Below are 21,067 nucleotides of genomic sequence, written 5' to 3'. Positions count from 1 at the left end.
GGTGGTCCTGCCCTCCGAAAGTGCGCACGAGCAGCGGAGCTGCATTAGGAGGTGTGCTGGCTAGCCCGTATGCTGTTACCGCGGTCTGTGCACGTGCAGACCGACTTCGCGCGCCCGCAACAAATGCGCCGACGGCTGGTCCTGTTCGATTCCGAGCTTTCGCTCGATTTCTTGCATGTCCGTCGGGTAGCGGGTGCCAGGGCAGGAGTCCACCGACATCCTGCGACAACCGGCAACAGGAAAGAGATACACAGCCATGGCTGTCGTAACCATGAAGCAGCTGCTTGACAGCGGCGCTCACTTCGGGCATCAGACCCGTCGTTGGAATCCGAAGATGAAGCGATTCATCTTCACCGATCGCAACGGCATCTACATCATCGACTTGCAGCAGACGCTGACGTACATCGACAAGGCGTACGAATTCGTCAAGGAGACCGTTGCCCACGGCGGCACCGTCCTCTTCGTCGGTACCAAGAAGCAGGCCCAGGAGTCCATCGCGGCCGAGGCGACCCGTGTCGGGATGCCCTACGTGAACCAGCGCTGGCTCGGCGGCATGCTCACCAACTTCTCCACCGTGCACAAGCGCCTACAGCGCCTCAAGGAACTCGAGGCGATGGAGCAGACCGGTGGCTTCGAGGGACGCACCAAGAAGGAAATCCTCATGCTCACGCGTGAGATGACCAAGCTCGACCGCACCCTCGGCGGTATCCGTGACATGGCCAAGGTGCCGTCGGCGATCTGGGTCGTCGACACCAACAAGGAGCACATCGCCGTCGGCGAAGCTCGCAAGTTGAACATCCCGGTCATCGCGATCCTCGACACCAACTGCGATCCCGACCTCGTCGACTACCCGATCCCGGGCAACGACGACGCGATCCGCTCGGCCGCTCTGCTCACCAAGGTTGTCGCATCTGCGGTCGCCGAGGGCGTGCAGGCTCGTGCCGGACTCAACACCGCGGACGACGCCAAGCCTGAGGTCGGAGCGGGCGAGCCCCTCGCCGAGTGGGAGCTGGAGCAGTTGGCCGGCGCAACCCCCGCGGTAGCAGAAGCGCCTGCAGCGGAAGCGGTTGCGGCCGCGGCCGATGCACCGGCAGCCGATGCACCCGCAGCCGAAGCGCCTGCAGAAGCAGCCGCAGAAGCCTGATCGACACCGGCCTGCTCGGCCTGGTCCGATCTGACGAGCAGTCCGCAACGTTCACCTTGCCGACCATTCCACGCGGGAATGGTCGGCAAAGGTGGGTCCAGGACTTCTCGTAAATCAAGTACCTAGAAGCAAGTTACCTAGAAGCTAGTACTGAAGAACAAGTACAAGGAGGCTCGCCACAGATGGCGAATTACACCGCCGCTGACGTCAAGCGGCTCCGCGAGCTCACCGGCGCAGGAATGCTGGCCTGCAAGAACGCACTCGCCGACAACGACGGCGACTTCGACAAGGCCGTCGAGGAACTGCGCATCAAGGGTGCGAAGGACGTCGGCAAGCGCGCCGAGCGTACGACCGCCGAAGGCCTCGTCACCGCAAAGGGTGGCGTGCTTCTCGAGATCAACAGTGAGACCGACTTCGTAGCGAAGAACGCCGAGTTCCAGGAATTCGCCGACGCCGTCGTCGCGACGGCAGCCGAAGGCAAGCCTGCCGACCTCGACGCCCTCAAGGCACTCGATCTCGGTGGCAAGACCGTCGACACCGCCGTGCAGGAACTGTCGGCGAAGATCGGCGAGAAGCTCGAGCTTCGTCGCGTCGTCTCCTTCGACGGACCCGTTGCCACCTACCTGCACAAGCGCAGTGCCGATCTGCCGCCCGCAGTCGGCGTGCTCGTCGAGTACACCGGCGAAGGCGAAGCAGCGGCGGAGGCCGCTCGTGGTGCCGCGATGCAGATCGCAGCGCTCAAGGCGAAATACGTCACCCGTGACGAGGTCCCCGCGGACGTCGTCGAGAACGAGCGTCGTATCGCCGAGCAGACCGCCCGCGAAGAAGGCAAGCCCGAGCAGGCGCTTCCCAAGATCGTCGAAGGTCGCGTCAACGGCTACTACAAGGACGTCGTGTTGCTCGATCAGTCCTCGGTCCAGGACTCGAAGAAGAGCGTCAAGGCACTGCTCGAAGAAGCAGGCGTGACGATCACTCGTTTCGCTCGTTTCGAGGTCGGCCAGAGCTGATCCGGCTCGACGACCCACGATCGAGTTCACGAACCCCGCGCCACGATTTCTGTGGCGCGGGGTTCGTGCTTTTCCAGCCCTGCTGCCGGTTTGTCGGCCGCGTGAGGCAAGATGTTGGGTGCCGTCCACGGGATTTGCCCTCGGGTCGGCCCTTTTGTGAAACGGCACTTTTATCGACACGGCAGTTGTTCGGCACGGCACTGTGACGATGCAGCGACTGTGCGCCCACGGAGATCGAGGAGACGATGACCCTAACGGCTGACGGGACAGCGCCGAACGACGACAGAGCAGGCTTCCGTCGCGTTGTCCTCAAGCTCGGCGGCGAGATGTTCGGCGGTGGCCAGGTCGGGCTCGATCCCGACGTTGTCCAAAAGGTTGCCGAGCAGATCGCGGCGGTCGTTCGCTCCGGCGTTCAGGTCGCGGTCGTGATCGGTGGCGGAAACTTCTTTCGGGGCGCCGAACTCGAAGAGCGCGGCATGGTCCGCGCGCGCTCCGATTACATGGGCATGCTCGGAACCGTGATGAACTGCCTGGCACTGCAGGACTTCCTGGAGAAGCAGGGCGTGCAGACCCGAGTTCAGACCGCGATCACGATGGGTCAGGTCGCCGAACCGTACCTGCCGTTGCGCGCTCGCAGGCACCTCGAGAAGGGGCGCGTCGTCATCTTCGGGGCCGGCATGGGTATGCCGTACTTCTCGACGGATACGACGGCGGCGCAGCGTGCTCTCGAGATCGGTGCCGAGGTCGTACTGATGGCCAAAGGTGTCGACGGCGTGTATTCGGCCGACCCACGAGTCGACCCCGACGCGACGCTTTATACCGAGATCACACACCGTGAGGTCATCGAAAAGGGCTTGAAGGTTGCCGATGCGACCGCGTTCAGCCTGTGTATGGACAACCAGATGCCGATGCTTGTGTTCAATCTGCTCACCGACGGGAATATCGCACGAGCGGTGTCCGGTGAGAAGATCGGAACACTGGTCAGATCTTGATCCGCGACCGTAGCGGTTCCGAACAGGACCCTCGGCGCACGATATTGGAGGAACTGCCGTGATAGACGAAGCGCTCTTCGACGCCGAGGAAAAGATGGAGAAGGCCGTCTCCGTGGTGAAGGACGAGCTCGGCTCCATCAGAACCGGTCGAGCGAACGCCGGAATGTTCACGCGCATCGTCATCGACTACTACGGCAGCATGACGCCCATCACCCAGCTCTCCAGCATCAACGTGCCCGAGCCGAGAATGGTCGTCATCAAGCCCTACGAGCAGTCGCAGCTCGGGCCGATCGAAACCGCGATCCGAAACTCCGATCTGGGTGTGAATCCGACCAACAACGGCGACATCATCCGCATCTCGGTCCCGCAGCTGACGGAAGAACGTCGACGCGACCTCGTCAAACAGGCAAAGTCGAAAGGCGAAGACAGTAAGATTTCGCTACGCAACGTCCGCCGGAAAGCAATGGACGAGCTCTCGCGCATCCAGAAAGACGGCGAAGCCGGCGAAGACGACGTGAGTCGTGCGGAGAAAGAACTCGACAAGACAACCGCGCGTTACGTCGCAATGGTCGACGACCTGGTCAAGCACAAGGAAACCGAGCTGCTCGAAGTGTAAGGCGCAGGGTTGCGATCGAAACGACGGGTAAAGCGACGGGGTATATGACGGTGACGACTGACGACGGCAAGGCGAGCAGCGGCGCTCCCGGCGAAGTGACATTCGCCGAGCCGAGTTCGGTCGATGCGGCGACGCACGACACCCCCACGAACACCGCAACACAATCCGCCCCCATCGCGGGCCCTGAGCCTGGCGTGGACCCAGGCAAAACCGCCGCAGCGCAGGATGCAGCGAAGTCCAAGGCCGGGCGCAACCTGCCCGCGGCTGTGGCTGTCGGTGGCAGCCTCGGTATCTCCCTCGTTCTGATCCTCGTGTTCGTGCCGAAGGTGCTCGTCGGCGTTATCGCCGTTGCGTTGGCCATCGCGACGTGGGAGGTCGCGCGTCGACTGCGCGAAGCCGATGTGCTCGTCCCACGAATTCCGCTGATTCTCGGTGGGCAAGCCATCATGTGGTTCGCTTGGCCGCACGGTGCGGTCGGTGTGCTTGCCGCGTTCGCAGGCACGGTGCTTGTGTGCATGGTCTGGCGGTTGTTCGATCACGGACTTCGGGTCGCGCCCCAGAACTTCCTCCGCGATACGTCCATCACGGTGTTCGTGGCGGCCTGGCTGCCGTTGCTCGCCGCATTCGCGATCCTGCTCGTGTTGCAGGAAGACGGCGCGGGCAAGGTGTTGTGCTTCATGATCGGCGTCGTCTGCTCCGACGTCGGTGGCTACGCGGCAGGTGTGTTGTTCGGCAAACATCCGATGGTTCCCGCCATCAGCCCCAAGAAGTCGTGGGAGGGCTTCGTCGGATCACTCGTGTTCTCCGTCATCGGTGGTCTGCTGACCGTCACCTTGATCCTGGATGCGAACTCGTTGATCGGCGTCCTGCTCGGTGTCTCCCTTGTTGTGGTCGCGACCCTCGGCGATCTGATCGAGTCGCAGGTCAAGCGCGAACTCGGCATCAAGGACATGGGCACGATGTTGCCCGGCCACGGCGGCATCATGGACCGACTCGATTCGATGCTTCCGTCGGCGTTCGTTTCGTGGGCAGTGCTGACCGCCTTCGTCTGAGGGCTCCGTGAAGCCGACGCGTTCCGTCATACCCAGCCCGAACATCTGGCATTGGCCGCAGGTCTACGAACTGGAAAACAACTGCCAGGACGTCGACGGTGCGGTCTTCGCCTCGCTACGACACCACGCGGACTGGACGGGTCGCGACGTGCTGGACATCGGTTGCGGTTCGGGTTTTCACCTGCCAGTGTTCGCGGCCGATGCCGCGTCGGTGATCGGAGTCGAACCACACAGGCAGTTGGTGGCAGCTGCAGCGCAACGCGTACGGCACCTTGCCGATGTGCAGGTCCGCCGGGGGAGTGCGGAAGCGTTGCCGCTGTCCGACGCCTGTGTCGACATCGCCCACGCCCGCACCGCTTACTTCTTCGGGCCCAAGTCGGCTCCCGGGATAGCCGAGGCGTTCCGGGTGCTGCGTCCGGGCGGGGTGCTGATGATTGTCGACCTCGACGCAACCGCCCATCCGTACGGCAGGTGGATGCGCAGGGACCTGCCCGACTACGACCCCGACGCCGTCGAAACCTTTTTCGGCCGAGCAGGTTTCGACACTGCGCGGGTCGACACGAGATGGGAGTTTCCCGATCGTGAGTCGCTGCGCGCTGTGCTCGACATCGAGTTCACCGCTGCAACAGCAGCATTCGCCTACGCGAGCACACCCGGACTTGCACTCGACGTGCGCTATCGCATTCACACCAGAACGAAATCGAGCGGGTTGCTGCTCGGCTAGGACGAACACCGCCTTGGACAAACGCCGCCTAGGACAAGCCGAGCGCCGCAGCGAAGGCGGTCACCTTCAGTGCTTTCGCGAGCCGTGGTCGGTCGCTGCCGTCCTTGACGTTTTCCCCGTTTTCACCCAGCTCGGCGAGGACCTCGCGGGCCCACACGATGTCGGCCGGGCTCGGACTCAGGGCGCGGTTGACGGGTATCGCCTGCGACGCGTGTAGGCAGAGGCGGCCTGACATACCCATCGAGAACGAGATCGCAGAATCGCGCTCCAGGATGCTCTCGTTGGCGGACACGGTCGGGCCGTCGATCGGCCCTGGCAATTTGGCTGCGCGGCTGGTGATCACGAGCCGCGCCCTCGGGAAGGCCATGGCCATGGGGTCGTCGCTCATGCCGGTGTCGCGGCGGAAGTCGCCGCTGCCGAAGGCGAGCCGGAACGTGCTGTCGGATCTGGCGATCTCCGGCGCGGCTTCCAGCCCCATGGCAGATTCGATGAGGGCGACGATCGGGGTGCCGTCGGGCAGGCGGTCTTCGGTTGCGTCGACCTGGAAGCCGCTCTCGGTCTTGGCGAGCATGATTCCGGAGACGCCGGGAACCGACGACAGTGCAGCAAGATCGTCGGCCCAGTACTCGGTTGTCGCGTCGTTGATACGGACCCAGGCGTTGCCGCCGTTCGCGAACCATTCCACGACCCGTTCGCGTGCCGCCTTCTTGCCGCTTGCCGCGACGGCGTCCTCCAGATCGATGATCACCGCATCGATCTCGGCCGCGGGATCGGGTGTGAACGCGTCCGGCGCGGTTGCCGGAACGAGGAGCCACGACCGAGCAAGCTTCGGTGGGACGACCGCGACGCCCGCCGTCGCGGCAGCCCTGGTGCTGTGGACTTCTTGACTCGGCTGGGTAGTGGTCACATCAAGCTCCTCGTCTTCTCAGGCCAGGTAGATCCGGCGCGTGTCCCGCTTGTTCGAATCCGGCCTGTTCGAATCGGGCCTATTCAATCAGGCCTCTGCAAATCATTGCGCCGCTTGTGACGTCTCGAGTGCGCTTGGTGCAATCCGACTACATCCGTTTGGCCTGTTTCCTGATCTGGAAGATCCGCGCCCCGCCGACCATCGCCATGATGAGGGCGCCGAGGATCGATGCGAGGAGGACTGCGATTCCGATGGGCAGGTTCATCTGCCAGAACAGGATGTCGATCTGCGCAGCATCGAGGTTCTGCAGAATGAAGATGAGCAACACGATGCCGACGAGGGCGCTGACCACCAGGCCGACCCACGTGTAACCGACCCTGGTCTGCTGGATCTTTCGCGAGGATTTCGTTGGCAGGTCCGACGCGGGAGGAGTCGTGAGCAGCGGGTCCTGCTCGTGTGGGGGGAGTGGCTCGTATGGCGTCGACATTGTTCGATCATGACCGAGCAGAAGGTCGAATGCACGCGCTTCGCGGTGGGTCGGATTGTCTCGATTCGGATTACACGTGCTTGCGGTGGGACAATGGTTGTCACTATGGCTGTTTCGCTCCCTCTCGTCTTCGATGCACCCCGCCGCGGCATGCCGCCGCGACACCTGGCCGACCTCGATTCCACCGAGATGCGCGCAGCTGTTCAAGAGTTGGGGCTGCCCGGTTTCCGGGCGGATCAGCTTGCGCGGCAGTACTACGGGCGGCTCGAAGCCGATCCGGAGAAGATGACGGATCTGCCTGCTTCGGTGCGCGAAAAGGTTGGTGCCGCACTGTTTCCACCGTTGCTGACCCCGGTAAAGCACGTTGCGTGCGATGGCGGCGAGACGCGAAAGACCTTGTGGAAGGCGGGTGACGGCACGCTCCTCGAGAGTGTGCTGATGCGCTATCCCGACCGGGCGACGCTGTGCATCTCCAGCCAGGCCGGGTGCGGCATGGCCTGTCCGTTCTGCGCGACCGGCCAGGCTGGGCTGACGCGCAACCTGTCGACGGCCGAGATCGTCGATCAGGTACGTGCCGCTGCGGCTGCGTTGCGCGACGGCGATATCGCAGGTGGTCCTGGTCGCCTGTCGAACGTCGTCTTCATGGGTATGGGCGAGCCGCTCGCCAATTACAAGCGGGTGCTTGCAGCGGTCCGTCGCATCACCTCGCCCGCTCCGGACGGTCTCGGGATCTCGCAGCGGTCGGTCACGGTGTCGACCGTCGGTCTGGCGCCTGCGATCCGCAAGCTTGCCGACGAGGGTTTGTCGGTCACGTTGGCGGTCTCGCTGCACACGCCCGACGACGAACTCCGCGACACCCTCGTGCCGGTGAACAATCGGTGGTCGGTGAAGGAGGTGCTCGATGCTGCGAAGTACTACGCAGACCAGACCGGGCGACGTGTGTCGATCGAGTACGCCCTCATCAAGGAAATCAACGACCAGCCGTGGCGTGCCGACATGCTCGGGATGAAACTGCGCAAGGCACTCGGCTCACGTGTGCACGTGAATCTGATTCCGTTGAATCCGACTCCGGGAAGCAAATGGGACGCCAGTCCGAAGCCGGTGGAACGCGAGTTCGTCCGCCGGGTGCTTGCCCAGGGTGTGTCGTGCACGGTTCGTGACACCCGCGGCCAGGAAATTGCAGCAGCCTGCGGACAGTTGGCCGCGGAGAACTAGTTGTGCGCGCGTTGTTCGCTGTCGTACCCGGAACGCGTCCTGCCGCGGTCGACGGCCTGATCAACGGTGTCGCGGTTGCTGCTCCCCTGGTCGTCGGCCTCCTCGTCGGAGAACCAGGTTCGGGTGCGCTCGCGTGCCTCGGTGCCTACGTCGCCGCCTTCACGAACAAGGGTGGACCACGCCGGACCCGCACGCTCGGTCTCTGCACTGCCGCGGCGGCGAATGCTGCCGCATTCCTGTTGGGTGCCTTCACTTTTCACATCGTTGCTGCGGCAGTCGTGCTCGTATCGGCGCTGGTTTTCGTCGCTGCAATGGGATCGGCCGTCAACGCAACTGCCGCGCGGTTGGGAACCATGCCCGCCACGGCATTTCTTGCCAGTTCGATCGTTGCAGGCAAAGGCTCCGACGAGATCCTCCTCGGCGCTGGCCTCGTCCTCGGTGGCGGACTGTTCTACGCCCTGGCGACGTGGGTCTGCACACCTGTACGTCGCGTCGACGAGGTTCTGCTTGCCGTCGCCGAACCGTTCACACTGCTCGGTCGCAGCCTCACCGCGCGTGCCGGTGACGGCGTCGGTGACGGTGACAAATCTGCCGATCACGGTCGGTTGGTTGCTGCCGTTCGCAGTGCCGAGGCGGCGGTCGAGGGGGTTGCGACGCCGAGCGGCGACGAGCAACTCGCCGGACAGCTGACGCGGGTCGTCGGCACCGCCGCTGAGCTTGTCGATCTGGTGGCTGCACTCGACGACCTCGGTCCCCCCGACGTGGCGGTCGCTGCTGCATGCCGTCGTGCTGTCGCCGAGATCGGTGCCGAGGTTGCAGCTGTCGGTGCACTGCTCTCGCGTCGTAGAAATGTGCGCACGGGCGCCGGCGCTGGGCTCGCTGAGGTGACGGCAGCCTGTGACACGTTGCGGTCCGCAGTGGTCGACGGTGTCGAGCCGTACAGCCGACTTGTTGCCGCTGGACGGTACCGCAGGCTGCTGGAATCGCTCGCGCGCACAACTGCACTTGCCACGGCAGCGGTCGAGACCATCGACACGCGAGGCACGCTCGCACCGGTCGACGAATCGCGGCGACCTTTCGTCGACATCGCTCGGCTTCGTGCGGCGATGACATTGGATTCAGCGGAGTATCGACACGCGCTGCGGATCACTGCGATAACCGCCGGCTTCGTCACCGTCGTGGCAGTCCTCGAGCTGCCGCACGGTGAGTGGGGCATCCTCGCCGTGCTCAGGGTGCTGCGCCCGCAATACGGCGCAACGATCGAGCGTGCGGGTCAACGGGTCGTCGGCAACGTGGTCGGTGGATCGTGTGCCGCTGTTCTCATTGCCACCGTGAGTCAGCCCGCGGCGCTTGCGATCATCCTGTTCGTCGTCATCACGATCGGGTTCGCCCTACGTCCGGTCAACTACGCCTTCTGGGTGGTGTTCGGGACGCCACTCGTGCTGCTCATCGGCGATATCGCCGATCCGGGCGACTGGGGTGCGGCGATCGCCCGGATCGTGATGACGCTGGCGGGTAGTGCAGTGGCGCTCGTCGGGGGTTACCTGCTGTGGCCGAGTTGGCAACGCGACCGCGTAGCCGACGTGGTGCGCGCTGCGGATGCCGCAACCGCGGAGTTTCTCGCGGTCAGCCTGCGCAGGGTGCTCGACCCCGATCAGGACCGATTCGAGCAGACGCGCCGCACAGCGGAGGGCATGCTTGCCGAGGCTCGGGCGGTGACGAAGCAGGCGCGGCAGGAACCAGGCGCCGCCGCCAGTGCAGCGACGGCCGGTACCCGACTCGACGCGCTTGCCCGACTGCAGCAGCACCTCGCAGCCCTCGACGCGCTCCCGAAATCGTCGGCGACAAAAATTCCGGCGTTGGACGACTACATCGCGATCACCTCGACGAGCCTCACCGACCGTGGGTCAGCAGCCGCTGCGAGCGCGCAGGCGCGAGCGTTGGAAACGATGTTCGCCTATCTCGACGACGCGCATCGACGACGAGTCGACGAGTTGCCTACGAGCGGCACGAAGGACACTCCGACCCGTACCGAAGTTCGCGAGAACGAGCCGCTCGTCGCGTTGTTCGCAGCTATTGCAAGCGAGATTGCAACGGTGATCGAGCTGGACCAGAACTAGCGGTCTTGGCGGCTGATGATCGCGTGGCGGATGAGAATTCCGAAGATCGCAACGGCGAATCCGACGAGGAAGAGGTCTTCGATCCTGCCGGTGTGGTTGCCGATGGTCATGGCGAGCAGCATCAGTGCGACGACGAATCCGGCGATCTGGGATGCACGCGGCGCTTCGCCACTCCAACCCCATGCGGCGGACGGAACTTCGGCGGTATCGACGTGACTTGCGACTACTGGATCGTTCTCGGCTGGATCCAACTCCGTACCGGCCACGGTCGCTCCTTAGTCTTTGCGTACCAACTGTGCTGACGAATTCTCGCTCGCCATATCGTGACATACGACCGATCGTCGTAGCTAGTAGGGCTCACCGTTCCGGATAGTGAACAATGGTCCTGTGTCCGACACTGTTCGCGTACTTCTCCTCGGCAGCACCGGTTCGATCGGAACGCAGGCCCTCGATGTCATCGCTGCCAACCCCGACAAGTTCGAGGTGGTCGGTCTCGCCGCGGGCGGTGGCAAGCTCGATCTGCTCGCCGAGCAGATGAAGCAGACGGGCGTAGCGAACGTCGCGGTGGCCGATGCCGATGCAGGCGCTCGGATCGATGCGACGTACTCCGGACTCGGTGCCGTCACCGAGTTGGTGCGCAGTACCGAAGCAGACGTCGTCCTCAACGCACTTGTCGGTTCGCTCGGTCTCGAACCGACCCTCGCCGCCCTGGAATCCGGTGCCACGCTTGCCCTTGCCAACAAGGAGTCGCTCGTCGCGGGTGGCTCGCTCGTCACCCGTGCGGCGGCGCCGGGCCAGATCGTTCCTGTCGACTCGGAGCATTCCGCCTTGGCACAATGCCTGCGTGGCGGCACTGCCGACGAGGTCGCGCGCTTGGTGCTGACCGCGTCGGGCGGACCGTTCCGCGGGTGGACCGCCGAGATGCTCGAAGACGTGAATCCCGAAGAGGCGAAGGCTCATCCGACCTGGTCGATGGGTCCGATGAACACGCTGAACTCGGCGACACTCGTCAACAAGGGCCTCGAACTGATCGAGACGCACCTGCTGTTCGGAATTCCGTACGACCGCATCGATGTGACTGTTCATCCGCAGTCGATCGTGCACTCGATGGTGACGTTCACCGACGGCTCGACGCTTGCGCAGGCGAGTCCACCCGACATGAAGTTGCCGATCGGTTTGGCACTCGGCTGGCCGAACCGCGTCGCGGGCGTTGCGTCGGCGTGCGATTTCACGAAGGCAGCGACCTGGGAGTTCGAACCGCTGGACAGTACTGTGTTTCCAGCGGTCGAACTCGCGCGAGCAGCAGGGGAGCGCGGTGGTTGCCTCACAGCGGTATACAACGCCGCGAACGAGGTCGCCGCGCAGGCCTTCCTCGATGGCGTCATTCGGTTCCCGGCGATCGTACGAACCGTGCAGCGTGTGCTCGGCGATGCGGACGAGTGGTCGGCCGAACCCGCTACCTTGGACGATGTGCTCGCCGCGGACAGTTGGGCGCGTGAACGTGCGCGTGAGCGCGTGAAACAGGAGGGCTAGAGCCGGATGGTGTTCGTTTTGGGGGTTGTGCTCTTCGCCCTCGGTATCGCAGCGTCGGTGGCGCTGCACGAGTGCGGCCACATGTGGGCGGCTCAACGCCTCGGCATGAAGGTGCGGCGGTACTTCGTCGGCTTCGGTCCGAAAGTGTTCTCGGTGCAGCGTGGCGAGACCGAGTACGGGCTCAAGGCGCTGCCGTTCGGTGGCTTCTGCGATATCGCAGGGATGACCGCGCTCGACGAGATCCAACCCGAAGAACTCGATCGCGCGATGTACCGGCAGAAGACGTGGAAACGCCTCGTCGTCATGTCGTCCGGTATCGCGATGAACTTCGTCCTCGGCTTCATACTCATCATGGTTCTTGCGGTCGGCTGGGGATTGCCCAATCTCAACGGTGATCCGACGGTCTCCGTTACCAGCGCCAGCTGTGTCGCTCCGACCCAGGCCGAGGACGGCACGCTCGCCGAATGTTCCGGCACCGGTCCAGGCGAACGGGCCGGGCTGCTTCCTTCGGACGTCATCGTCAAGGTCAACGACGTCACGACTCATACCTCGACGGACGTCGTGAAGGAAACGCAATCGGCGACCGGCATCGTGCAGTTCACCGTCGAACGTGGCGACGAGACGCTGACCATCCCCGTGCAGGTCGAGCGCGTACAGCGCTGGGTGATCGACAACGAGACCAAGGAGAAGCGGTCCGAGACGGTCGGCGCGATCGGAGTCGGTCTGAGTACAGCGGGGCCGGCGCCGACGCAGTACAACCCACTGTCCGCGATTCCCGCCTCGGTCGCCTTCACCGGCGACATGTTCGTCAAGACTCTGCACGGCCTTGCGCAGATGCCGAGCAAGGTCGTCGATCTGTGGCACGCAGTCACCGGTGGTGAGCGTGATCCCGAGACGCCGATCAGCGTGGTCGGCGCGAGCGCGATCGGCGGGCAAGCGGCCGAACGTGGGTACTGGGACACCTTCATCATCCTGCTCGCGAGCCTCAACTTCTTCCTCGGCGCGTTCAACCTGTTGCCGCTGCTGCCGCTCGACGGTGGCCACATGGCGGTGACGATCTACGAGAAGATTCGCAACAGCTTGCGGTCGCGACGGGGTCTGCCCGCGGGGCCGCCTGTCGACTACCTCAAATTGCTTCCTGCGACCTATGTGGTGATCGTCATAGGCGGTGCATACATGCTGCTCACATTGACGGCAGACATCGTGAACCCGATTCAGCTCTTTCCCTGACGGATAGAATCGGGGAGTAGCTCGGCCCATCAGCTTCGAAAGTAGGCACATAGTGACCAGCCCTGTTGGATTGGGCATGCCGACCGGACCCGCAGCGGTCCTCGCTCCGCGCCGCAAGACCCGGCAGTTGCAGGTCGGCTCGGTAAGTGTCGGTAGCGAGAGTCCGATCTCGGTTCAGTCGATGACGACGACCAAGACTCACGACATCAATGCGACGCTGCAGCAGATCGCCGAACTGACCGCGTCCGGCTGCGACATCGTCCGGGTCGCGTGTCCGCGGCAGGAAGATGCCGACGCGCTGGCGACGATCGCGAAGAAGAGCCAGATCCCGGTCATCGCGGACATCCACTTCCAGCCGCGCTACATCTTCGCGGCCATCGATGCCGGTTGCGCCGCGGTGCGCGTCAACCCGGGAAACATCAAGGAATTCGACGGCCGCGTCGAAGAAGTGGCCAAGGCTGCGCTGGCCGCGGGCACTCCGATTCGGATCGGCGTCAACGCCGGGTCGTTGGATCCACGTTTGATGCTGAAGTACGGCAAGGCGACGCCGGAGGCGCTCGTCGAGTCGGCGTTGTGGGAAGCAAGTCTGTTCGAGCAGTACGGGTTCGGCGACATCAAGATCTCGGTCAAACACAACGACCCTGTGATCATGGTCGAGGCCTACCGGCAGTTGGCCGCTCAGTGCGACTACCCGTTGCATCTCGGGGTCACGGAGGCGGGTCCGGCGTTTCAGGGGACCATCAAGTCCGCTGTCGCGTTCGGTGCGCTGCTGTCGGAAGGAATCGGCGACACCATCCGTGTCTCGCTTTCTGCACCGCCTGTCGAAGAGGTGAAGGTCGGCGCGCAGATCCTGCAGTCGCTGAATCTGCGTCCACGCAAACTGGAGATCGTGTCCTGCCCGTCGTGTGGTCGTGCGCAGGTCGACGTCTACACCCTCGCCAACGAAGTGTCCGCAGGCTTGGAGGGCATGGAGATCCCGTTGCGGGTCGCGGTGATGGGGTGCGTCGTGAACGGTCCCGGCGAAGCTCGTGAGGCCGATCTCGGCGTCGCTTCCGGCAACGGCAAGGGTCAGATTTTCGTCAAGGGGCAGGTCATCAAGACCGTGCCGGAGGCGTTGATCGTCGAGACGCTGATCGAAGAGGCGATGCGGATCGCGGAGGAGTACGGCGAGAACGGCGAGCTCACCGAATCCGGCGCGCCGGTAGTCAGCGTCACCTGATCGTTCCCAATACGGCTGGTTCGTGGCACGCTGGACATGTGTCCGATCCGTGCCGGGGATGCCCGCCGTGTTGAAAGTGCTCGGTGCGCGGCAACTGGGCAGTCGCGATGTCGCTCATGTCCTGCGGGTGCTCGACAGTGATCCCGTCGCGTCCTGCATGGTTGCCGCTCGCATCCAGGAGTTCGGGCTCAACCCTGGAGCATTTCCGGGTGAGCTGTGGAGTCGCGGCGGACCCGCCGAATCGCTGTGCTACACCGGTGCCAATCTTGTTCCACTGCTGGGCAATTCGGAAGACCTTCGGGCATTTGCCGACCGTGCCAGCCGTAGCCCGCGGATGTGTTCCTCGATCGTCGGACGCCGCGAACTCGCGCTTCCGCTGTGGGACATGCTCGTCGGAGAGTGGGGCCCAGCCAGGGAACTGCGTCCCGACCAACCTCTGCTCGCCATCGCGCAACCCGCGGTGATCGACGCCGATCCGCACGTACGAGCAGCGACCCTCGGTGAACTCGACCGCTACCTGACGGCCGCGATCGACATGTTCATCGAAGAGGTCGGCGTCGATCCGCGATCCACCGACGGCGGCACGAGTTATCGGCGTCGCGTCGCAAATCTGATCGCGACGGGCCGCGCATGGGCACGGTTCGAGGACGGCGAAGTCGTTTTCAAGGCAGAGGTCGGGGCGCTGTCCCGCTCGGTCGGACAGATCCAGGGAGTGTGGGTGCATCCCGCGCGCCGCGGCCGTGGACTCGGCGCGGCCGGTACCGCAGCTGTCGCCAACATGATCGTTGCGTCGGGCAGAACGGCGAGCCTCTACGTCAACGACTACAACCGGCCCGCCCGCCGCGCCTACGAACGTATCGGCTTCACACAGGTCGGCACCTTTTCGACCGTACTGCTCGACTGATCGACGGCCAGCCTCCCCGGCTGTGGCCTACGAGCGAATTACGATGTGTCCGATGACTATCCGCCGGTTTCGTACGTCGCTCGTCGCGCGCGTTGTCGTGACTGTCGCGGTGTCCGCACTGGCTGTCGGGGTCGCCTCGTGCACCCCGAAGCCGGCCGGTCCCTCACCCGCTGCGGACAGCTTCGTCGACGCATTCGCCGAGCGCGACGTAGCGGCAGCTGCCGGCGCCACCGACCAGCCACAGAAGGCATTCGAGGTGCTCACGGCAACGTGGAACGACCTGCAGGCCGAGTCCATGACCGCGACGACCGGGTCGGCTCGGATCAACGGCGACACGGCGACCGTCGACTACACCTACGAGTGGCACCTGCCGAAGAATCGGGTCTGGACCTACTCGGGGCAGTTGCAGATGGGCAGGCGCGACGGCGAGTGGGCGGTGCGGTGGAGTTCGACCGACGTCCATCCCGAGCTAGGGGACACCCAGCGGATGGCTTTGCGCTCGACGGCGGCACCGCGGGCGCGGGTCAACGAGCATTCCGGATCCGACGTGCTTGTGCCCGGCGTCGTTCATCGCATCAGGTTGAATGCGGCGAAGTCGGGGAACGTCGTTGCGGTCGCCAATTCGCTCGCGGCGGCACTCGGCCGCTTCGATTCGACCATCACCGCTCAGTCGATCGTCGAATCCGCAACGGCGGTGAAGGGCGACTATCAGGTCGCGACGCTCAAGCAGGACGACTTCGATCAAGTCTCGATGGTCCTTTCCACCATGCCAGGCGTGACGACGAGCGACGAAGCGGATCTGGTTGCGACCGAACGCGATTTTGCGCCCGACCTCATCAGCCAGGTCAAGAAGACGATCATCGACGACGTCGACGGCAAGGCCGGGTGGAGTGTCGTCACGATCAACGCGAACGGCGTGGACACCGACGTGCTGACCGAAACGGCGCCGCAGCCGGTCGGGTCGTTTTCGATCAGCCTCGATCGCCCGATCCAGCGGGCAGCCCAGGAGGCTGTCGATCGGCGCGTCGAGCAGACGATGATGGTCGTGGTGCAGCCGTCGACGGGTGCCCTGCTCGCGGTCGCGCAGAACAAGGCTGCGGACCGAGATGGCCCTGTTGCGACGACCGGCCTGTATCCGCCGGGTTCGACGTTCAAGATCATCACTGCCGGCGCCGCGATCGACGGTGGTCTCGCGACGCCGGACACCTCGGTGCCGTGTCCAGGACGCATCGTGATCGGCGAACGCAGCATCCCCAACTACAACGAATTCGCCTTGGGCTCGGTCCCGATGGCGACGGCGTTCGCGCGCTCGTGCAACACCTCCTTCGCCAAACTGGCCAGCGAGATGCAGCCTGACGCTCTGAATGTGGCTGCAGCGGAACTCGGCATCGGCCCGACCTACGACGTCGAGGGTCTGCCGACCGATTCCGGGTCGGTGCCACCCGCGGACGACCTCGTGCAGCGAACCGAAGACGGGTTCGGTCAGGGCAAGGTTGTCGTCAGCCCGTTCGGGATGGCGTTGGCGGCTGCAACGGTCGCGCGCGGTTCGACGCCGGTTCCGCAGCTCATCTCGGGCTTCGACACGAAGGTCGAAGGGAACCCTCCGGTCATCACCCCTGCGATGGTGGACGGGCTGCGCGGAATGATGCGTCTGGTCGTCACGAGCGGCACCGCGACCCGGATCGCCGACCAGGGAGAGGTGTACGGCAAGACCGGAGAAGCCGAGGTCGAAGGCGGATCGCATGCCTGGTTCGTCGGTTACCGAGGTGACATCGCGTTCGCGACGCTGGTTGTGAAGGGCGGTAGCTCCGACAATGCCGTTGCGGTCACCCGCGACATGTTCTCGGTGCTGCCCGAGGAGTACTGAGCCGCAGCGGCTTCGGTCGAACGATCAGGCAGCGAACGATTTCGATTCCAGCAATGCCGCAATTCGGGCGGCGGACAGCGTCATGGCCTCGGCTGGATGCTGGGGGTCGTAACCGGTGAGTTCGCCGATTCTGAGTAAGCGGTAGGTGACGGTGTTCCGGTGGACGCACAGGATCCGTGCTGCTGCGTTCTGGTTGCAATCGTTGGTGAAGAACGCGTCGAGAGTCTGTGCGAGAACGGGTTGGTCGGCGAGTGGTTGCAGCACCGAGGCCAGTTCGTGGCGGGCCGAGCTGTCCACGGCGACTGCGTACTCGAAGCGCAGGTCTTGCCGACGGCACACGATTTCTTCACGCGCGAGACAGCGACCCAGTTCCGCGACCACCCTTGCTTCGGCGAAGGATGCGGGCACGGCGGTGTGCGTCGATGCGTGCGAGACCCCGACCCACAGAGACGGCGGCGTGCCATCCGCTGCTCGCGGTCCTAGCCGCGCGGCGAGTTCCGCTGTCGCCGCGGCACTGTCGGCAGCGGGCTCGACAGGGATCAATGCTGTCCAGCCGCCGACATCGCGACGAAGGAGCGAGCCGGGTAGGTCGTGAATCCGGTGGCGCAATTCGGTGAGTGTGCCCGGGCTGGGTTCGCCTAGTCGTACGACGGCGACGAGAAAGGATTCCCCAACCTCGGCGGGCTCGCCGTTGGTCCACGCAGCGGGATCGCGGCCCGCGAGCAGCGCGTCGAGGATGCCGCGTCGACGCTCCAGCTCGTCCCACGGCCGGGTGCGGGCTTCCTCCACACATGCACTTGCGATGCGGGCCATCACGAGGGAGAGGTATTTGGTCAACGGCAGACCCACTTCGCTCAGCAGCGGTTGTTCCGCTTGTGAGGCGCTGCTTGCCAGCTGGGACCACAGAAAGAAGACGCCGACCCGATAGTTCTCGAGTACATCGTGCAGGGGCATGCCGTCGCGCATAAGCGAGACCGCACGGTCGACCAGTGGGCGGGTGTCGACGTCGGACGGCTCGCACCCCTCTAGCCAGCTCCGGAAAAATAGCGTCACGTTCAGATGGGCCGCTGGGACGAAGTCGGCGTCGAGCAGTGCGCGTGGCACGCGGTCGAACGGCGCGGCTTCGGTTGTGAATTCTTCGACCAGCGCGCGTGCTCGGGCCGCCAGACCGACCACCGCCGAATGTCGATCTAGCAGTTCGGCAGTGCCACCTGCGCTGACCCCTGAGCTGCGACTTGTTCCCGTCACGAGACCTTCCAACACCGTTGTCGAATACGTCTCCGGCGGGCATGAATGCAGTACCGCCGGTACCGTGAACCTAGCAGGCGTTGTGTGGGCTGACCACCCTCGCTCGACTCCAGATACGTGTCACTGGCGCGCTACTTTCCTGGCAATGCGCCGTCCATGCCGCCGACGTCGGTGATCTTCCAGTCGTTGTTCCTGTCGACGGTCACGTTGTAGGTGACCGTAGTTTGCGCGCCACTCGGAGTTTGTGCGCTTGTGGAGGTGACGTTGAGGAAGACGTTCACGACATAGATGCCGCCGGTCTCGGAGGCGATGGCGGCCTCGATGGGGGCTGCACTGGAGGTCCACTGCAGCGGTATCAACAGTTCTTGCAGTTTTGGTCCGGTGGCGTCGAATTTGTTCGCCAGTTCCGGCGTTGTACCTGCCTTGAGCCTGAGGAGCCACGCGTCGGCATCCTTGTAGTCGATGTTGGATGCCCCGATGGCGTAGTCGGTAGCCACTTGTTCGGCGTGCTGGTCGTCGGAGGATTTGGCATCGCGGTTGCGTAGGTCGCTTTTGGCCGACCACAGCATGCCACCGGCAACAGCGAGTGCAACAACGAGGGCGACGATGACGGCGCTGAGGGCAGCAGTGGATCTGCGAATCGACAGTGTCGCTGGTTTCCGTGATTCCTTTGTAGCGGAGGGGCTTTCGTCGCCTTCGTTGGTCATCTGATCCTCGGTCTTCTCTGGGGCTGCCGTTGCCATGTCTACTCCAACTGAAGTCGTCTCGAGTGTCTGTCGGGTCTATTTGACGTTGATTTGCAGATGGATCGCGCCGTCGTCGGCGGTCGTGCTGAGTGCCTGCGCGATCAGGCTGCTGAGATCGATGGCCGGTATCGAGGCGGTGGCGGTCGCAGCGAGCGGCTGGATGACTGGTACCAACACTTCGAGATCGGGTCCGACCTCTTCGAAATATGCGGTCAGTTTGGGCAGGAATGGGACGATGCCGTTGCCCGTGATGTAGCTGTCCGGCACGCCTGGCAGCCGGACGAACTTGGCGAGGGATTCGACCACCATCTCCACCTTGACGCCGAAGTCCGCCCACAACGGCCCGGCCGACGCCATCGAAGGACCTGTCCACTCCATGTCGGAGCCGATCGCCTGCAAGTCGGTCAGCAAACCGCGCACCTCGGGTGTGCGGCTCAGGATCGTCGCTGCCAACAACGAGGTCGACCGTGCCAGATCGGGAACGACGTTTTCGAGACCGGCCAGGGCCTGGCTGAACGTGTCGACGATGGAGCTGATGGCTTCTGGGTCGAGTTGATTCATCAGGTTGGTCACGGTGCTGGCGACATCGGGGATGGACAGCGGCATCTGGATCGTGCGGGTGTCGATCTGTTGGCCGCTCTGCAGGTATGGCCCGTCGCCTGTGGTCGGCGTGAACTGGACGTATGGTTCACCGAGGGCGGACAGATTTTCGATGAGAACCGTACTTGCGATCGGTATGTCGAACTTGTCCTCGACGCGGAACTCCACTCGGACCCCATCGGCAACATTGTCGATCGACGTCACGTCGCCGACCTCGACGCCGGAAAGCAACACGGGGGAGTCCGGACCCAGGCTGCCCGAATTGGTCAATACCATGGTCGCGGTCGTGTAGTCCTTGAACCATTCCACGCGCACGACGCCGAACGTGAGATAGCCGAGCCCGACGATCAATACGGTGGCTAGTGCGGTCAGTGAAATGATCGAACCGAGTTTGGTTGTCATCGGACCGCTCCGATCATGCGCAGTGTGGCAATTATGCGAGCGACTTGCTCGTCGGTCGCTACAGCCGGTGACGCTGCGGTCGTGGGTGTCGTATTCACGTCGACGATGTTGAGCTTCGGGCCATGTTCGACGAACGGTATGAGCTTGTCGCGAATTAAGTCCACCAGTCTGTTCAGGTTCGACGGAGCGGTCAGGTCGAGCGGGCGACTGGTAAATGCCAACGGCACGAAGGCTTTTGCTGCGGCATCGGCGGAGGTGAACAGTGGTGTCAACCATTCCAAGGAGTGTGCGACCGTTCCCAGTGCGCCGAACAGATCAAGGGTCGCGACGAGGGAGTTCATCGAGTTGACCGCCTGTGCTGCCCCCTCGTCGGTGAGTAGTTGGCTCAGCGCAGGTCCGTTGTCCGAAACGACTGCGGCGTCCGCGGTCATTCCGTCCAACAGTGCATCGACTTGGTTCAGGTTTTCCGACACGTCGATGAAGTTTGCGCCGAGGACACTCGAAATTCGCGCGGTATCGTTCGGATCTTGTGGGAGAACGGAATTCATCCGGTTGATGATGTCTTGGGCTTGGTCGAAGGCGCCGCCGCCGACGAAGGTCGCGATCCCTGCCATGGCGTCTTCGATCTGTAGTGCGGGTTGGGATTGCGCAAGACCAATCGTGCCGTCGGGTGGAATGGGCGTGTCGTAGCCGTCCGATGGAGTGACCAGAGCAATGTAGATATCGCCGAGAACCGTGGCTTGCCGAAGCTGTGCGGATGTGTTGGTCGGCAGTTTCACCGACTCGGAGATGTCGACGTCGGCGACGACGTAACCCTCTCGACTTTCGGACGGATCGACGAGTCGCACGGATCGCAGCGACCCGATCTGGATACCGTTCGATGCGACTTTCGCTCGCGCCGGAAGGTTGAGCGCGTTCGCGAACTCGATGTGGATTCGATACGTCTGCCCTGACACGGTGGTGCCTGGCAGCGGAACCGACGACGGATCGAACGCGCACCCGCCGACCGACAGCACTGCCGCGAGCAGCACGGCGGCCACGATGTGTCCTCGAC

General features: G+C 63.9%; 20 protein-coding genes. 13 read left to right on the top strand and 7 right to left on the bottom strand.

All coding sequences use genetic code 11. The features are described 5' to 3' along the window. Window positions 1–256 precede the first annotated feature (256 nt). The 6 genes from rpsB to JGU71_RS24965 all read left to right on the top strand — a co-directional run bounded on the left by rpsB (window position 257) and on the right by JGU71_RS24965 (window position 5,535). Window positions 257–1,144 carry a 30S ribosomal protein S2 gene (gene rpsB / locus JGU71_RS24990; RefSeq protein ID WP_199707500.1) on the top strand — a complete coding sequence of 296 codons (888 nt, stop codon included), beginning with the start codon at window positions 257–259 and terminating at the stop codon, window positions 1,142–1,144. Between the two features lie 182 nt (window positions 1,145–1,326). Further along, the gene (gene tsf, locus JGU71_RS24985) at window positions 1,327–2,151 is read left to right on the top strand and encodes a translation elongation factor Ts (protein WP_199707498.1); all 825 of its coding nucleotides are present in this window, start codon (window positions 1,327–1,329) and stop codon (window positions 2,149–2,151) included. Between the two features lie 245 nt (window positions 2,152–2,396). Beyond that, window positions 2,397–3,143, top strand: coding sequence for a UMP kinase (pyrH, locus tag JGU71_RS24980; protein WP_199707496.1), 747 nt, complete (start codon window positions 2,397–2,399; stop codon window positions 3,141–3,143). A 58-nt stretch (window positions 3,144–3,201) separates the two neighbouring features. Then, window positions 3,202–3,759, top strand: a complete 558-nt coding sequence (frr, locus tag JGU71_RS24975; protein WP_199707494.1) for a ribosome recycling factor — start codon at window positions 3,202–3,204, stop codon at window positions 3,757–3,759. Between the two features lie 173 nt (window positions 3,760–3,932). Next, complete coding sequence (locus JGU71_RS24970; RefSeq protein ID WP_372433228.1) at window positions 3,933–4,811, top strand: phosphatidate cytidylyltransferase; 879 nt, start codon at window positions 3,933–3,935, stop codon at window positions 4,809–4,811. A 7-nt stretch (window positions 4,812–4,818) separates the two neighbouring features. Next, the gene (locus JGU71_RS24965) at window positions 4,819–5,535 is read left to right on the top strand and encodes a class I SAM-dependent methyltransferase (RefSeq protein WP_199707490.1); all 717 of its coding nucleotides are present in this window, start codon (window positions 4,819–4,821) and stop codon (window positions 5,533–5,535) included. Between the two features lie 28 nt (window positions 5,536–5,563). On the opposite strand, the gene JGU71_RS24960 is transcribed toward JGU71_RS24965, so the two are convergent. Both JGU71_RS24960 and JGU71_RS24955 read right to left on the bottom strand, forming a co-directional pair. Beyond that, a complete protein-coding gene (locus JGU71_RS24960; protein ID WP_199707488.1) occupies window positions 5,564–6,442 on the bottom strand; it encodes an HpcH/HpaI aldolase/citrate lyase family protein in 879 nt (292 codons plus the stop codon). A gap of 148 nt (window positions 6,443–6,590) precedes the next feature. Beyond that, window positions 6,591–6,929, bottom strand: coding sequence for a LapA family protein (locus JGU71_RS24955; RefSeq protein ID WP_199707486.1), 339 nt, complete (start codon window positions 6,927–6,929; stop codon window positions 6,591–6,593). 105 nt (window positions 6,930–7,034) lie between these two features. On the opposite strand from JGU71_RS24955, the gene rlmN reads away from it, so the two are divergent. Together rlmN and JGU71_RS24945 are read left to right on the top strand one after the other, a co-directional pair. Next, window positions 7,035–8,144: a dual-specificity RNA methyltransferase RlmN gene (gene rlmN / locus JGU71_RS24950; RefSeq protein ID WP_199707484.1), complete on the top strand. Its 1,110-nt coding sequence runs from the start codon at window positions 7,035–7,037 to the stop codon at window positions 8,142–8,144. A 2-nt stretch (window positions 8,145–8,146) separates the two neighbouring features. Continuing rightward, window positions 8,147–10,264 (top strand): FUSC family protein, encoded by a 2,118-nt coding sequence (locus tag JGU71_RS24945; RefSeq protein ID WP_199707482.1) that lies wholly within the window; start codon window positions 8,147–8,149, stop codon window positions 10,262–10,264. On the opposite strand, the gene JGU71_RS24940 is transcribed toward JGU71_RS24945, so the two are convergent. Next, window positions 10,261–10,530, bottom strand: a complete 270-nt coding sequence (locus JGU71_RS24940) for a DUF2631 domain-containing protein (RefSeq protein ID WP_199707480.1) — start codon at window positions 10,528–10,530, stop codon at window positions 10,261–10,263. The genes JGU71_RS24945 and JGU71_RS24940 overlap by 4 nt on opposite strands. Before the next feature lie 121 nt (window positions 10,531–10,651). On the opposite strand from JGU71_RS24940, the gene dxr reads away from it, so the two are divergent. The 5 genes from dxr to JGU71_RS24915 all read left to right on the top strand — a co-directional run bounded on the left by dxr (window position 10,652) and on the right by JGU71_RS24915 (window position 17,017). Next, window positions 10,652–11,797: a 1-deoxy-D-xylulose-5-phosphate reductoisomerase gene (dxr, locus tag JGU71_RS24935; RefSeq protein WP_199707478.1), complete on the top strand. Its 1,146-nt coding sequence runs from the start codon at window positions 10,652–10,654 to the stop codon at window positions 11,795–11,797. A 6-nt stretch (window positions 11,798–11,803) separates the two neighbouring features. Next, a complete protein-coding gene (locus JGU71_RS24930) occupies window positions 11,804–13,027 on the top strand; it encodes a M50 family metallopeptidase (RefSeq protein ID WP_199707476.1) in 1,224 nt (407 codons plus the stop codon). A gap of 52 nt (window positions 13,028–13,079) precedes the next feature. Further along, complete coding sequence (ispG, locus tag JGU71_RS24925; protein WP_199707474.1) at window positions 13,080–14,246, top strand: flavodoxin-dependent (E)-4-hydroxy-3-methylbut-2-enyl-diphosphate synthase; 1,167 nt, start codon at window positions 13,080–13,082, stop codon at window positions 14,244–14,246. A 67-nt stretch (window positions 14,247–14,313) separates the two neighbouring features. After that, window positions 14,314–15,150, top strand: a complete 837-nt coding sequence (locus tag JGU71_RS24920; RefSeq protein WP_199707663.1) for a GNAT family N-acetyltransferase — start codon at window positions 14,314–14,316, stop codon at window positions 15,148–15,150. A gap of 52 nt (window positions 15,151–15,202) precedes the next feature. Next, entirely contained in the window at window positions 15,203–17,017 is a 1,815-nt protein-coding gene (locus tag JGU71_RS24915; RefSeq protein WP_199707472.1) for a penicillin-binding transpeptidase domain-containing protein, read from the top strand. A gap of 24 nt (window positions 17,018–17,041) precedes the next feature. On the opposite strand, the gene JGU71_RS30470 is transcribed toward JGU71_RS24915, so the two are convergent. The 4 genes from JGU71_RS30470 to JGU71_RS24895 form a co-directional block, all read right to left on the bottom strand. After that, entirely contained in the window at window positions 17,042–18,265 is a 1,224-nt protein-coding gene (locus JGU71_RS30470) for a PucR family transcriptional regulator (protein WP_199707470.1), read from the bottom strand. A gap of 131 nt (window positions 18,266–18,396) precedes the next feature. Continuing rightward, window positions 18,397–19,008: a hypothetical protein gene (locus JGU71_RS24905; RefSeq protein ID WP_233530067.1), complete on the bottom strand. Its 612-nt coding sequence runs from the start codon at window positions 19,006–19,008 to the stop codon at window positions 18,397–18,399. Between the two features lie 39 nt (window positions 19,009–19,047). Further along, window positions 19,048–20,013, bottom strand: coding sequence for an MlaD family protein (locus JGU71_RS24900; protein WP_199707468.1), 966 nt, complete (start codon window positions 20,011–20,013; stop codon window positions 19,048–19,050). Next, complete coding sequence (locus JGU71_RS24895) at window positions 20,010–21,053, bottom strand: MlaD family protein (RefSeq protein WP_307829855.1); 1,044 nt, start codon at window positions 21,051–21,053, stop codon at window positions 20,010–20,012. The genes JGU71_RS24900 and JGU71_RS24895 overlap by 4 nt, the downstream gene beginning before the upstream one ends. Window positions 21,054–21,067: the final 14 nt, after the last annotated feature.

This window comes from Antrihabitans stalagmiti (genome assembly GCF_016482825.1).
In the GTDB taxonomy this organism is placed as follows: Bacteria; Actinomycetota; Actinomycetes; order Mycobacteriales; family Mycobacteriaceae; genus Antrihabitans; species Antrihabitans stalagmiti.
This window is presented reverse-complemented; position numbering and strand designations above follow the sequence as displayed.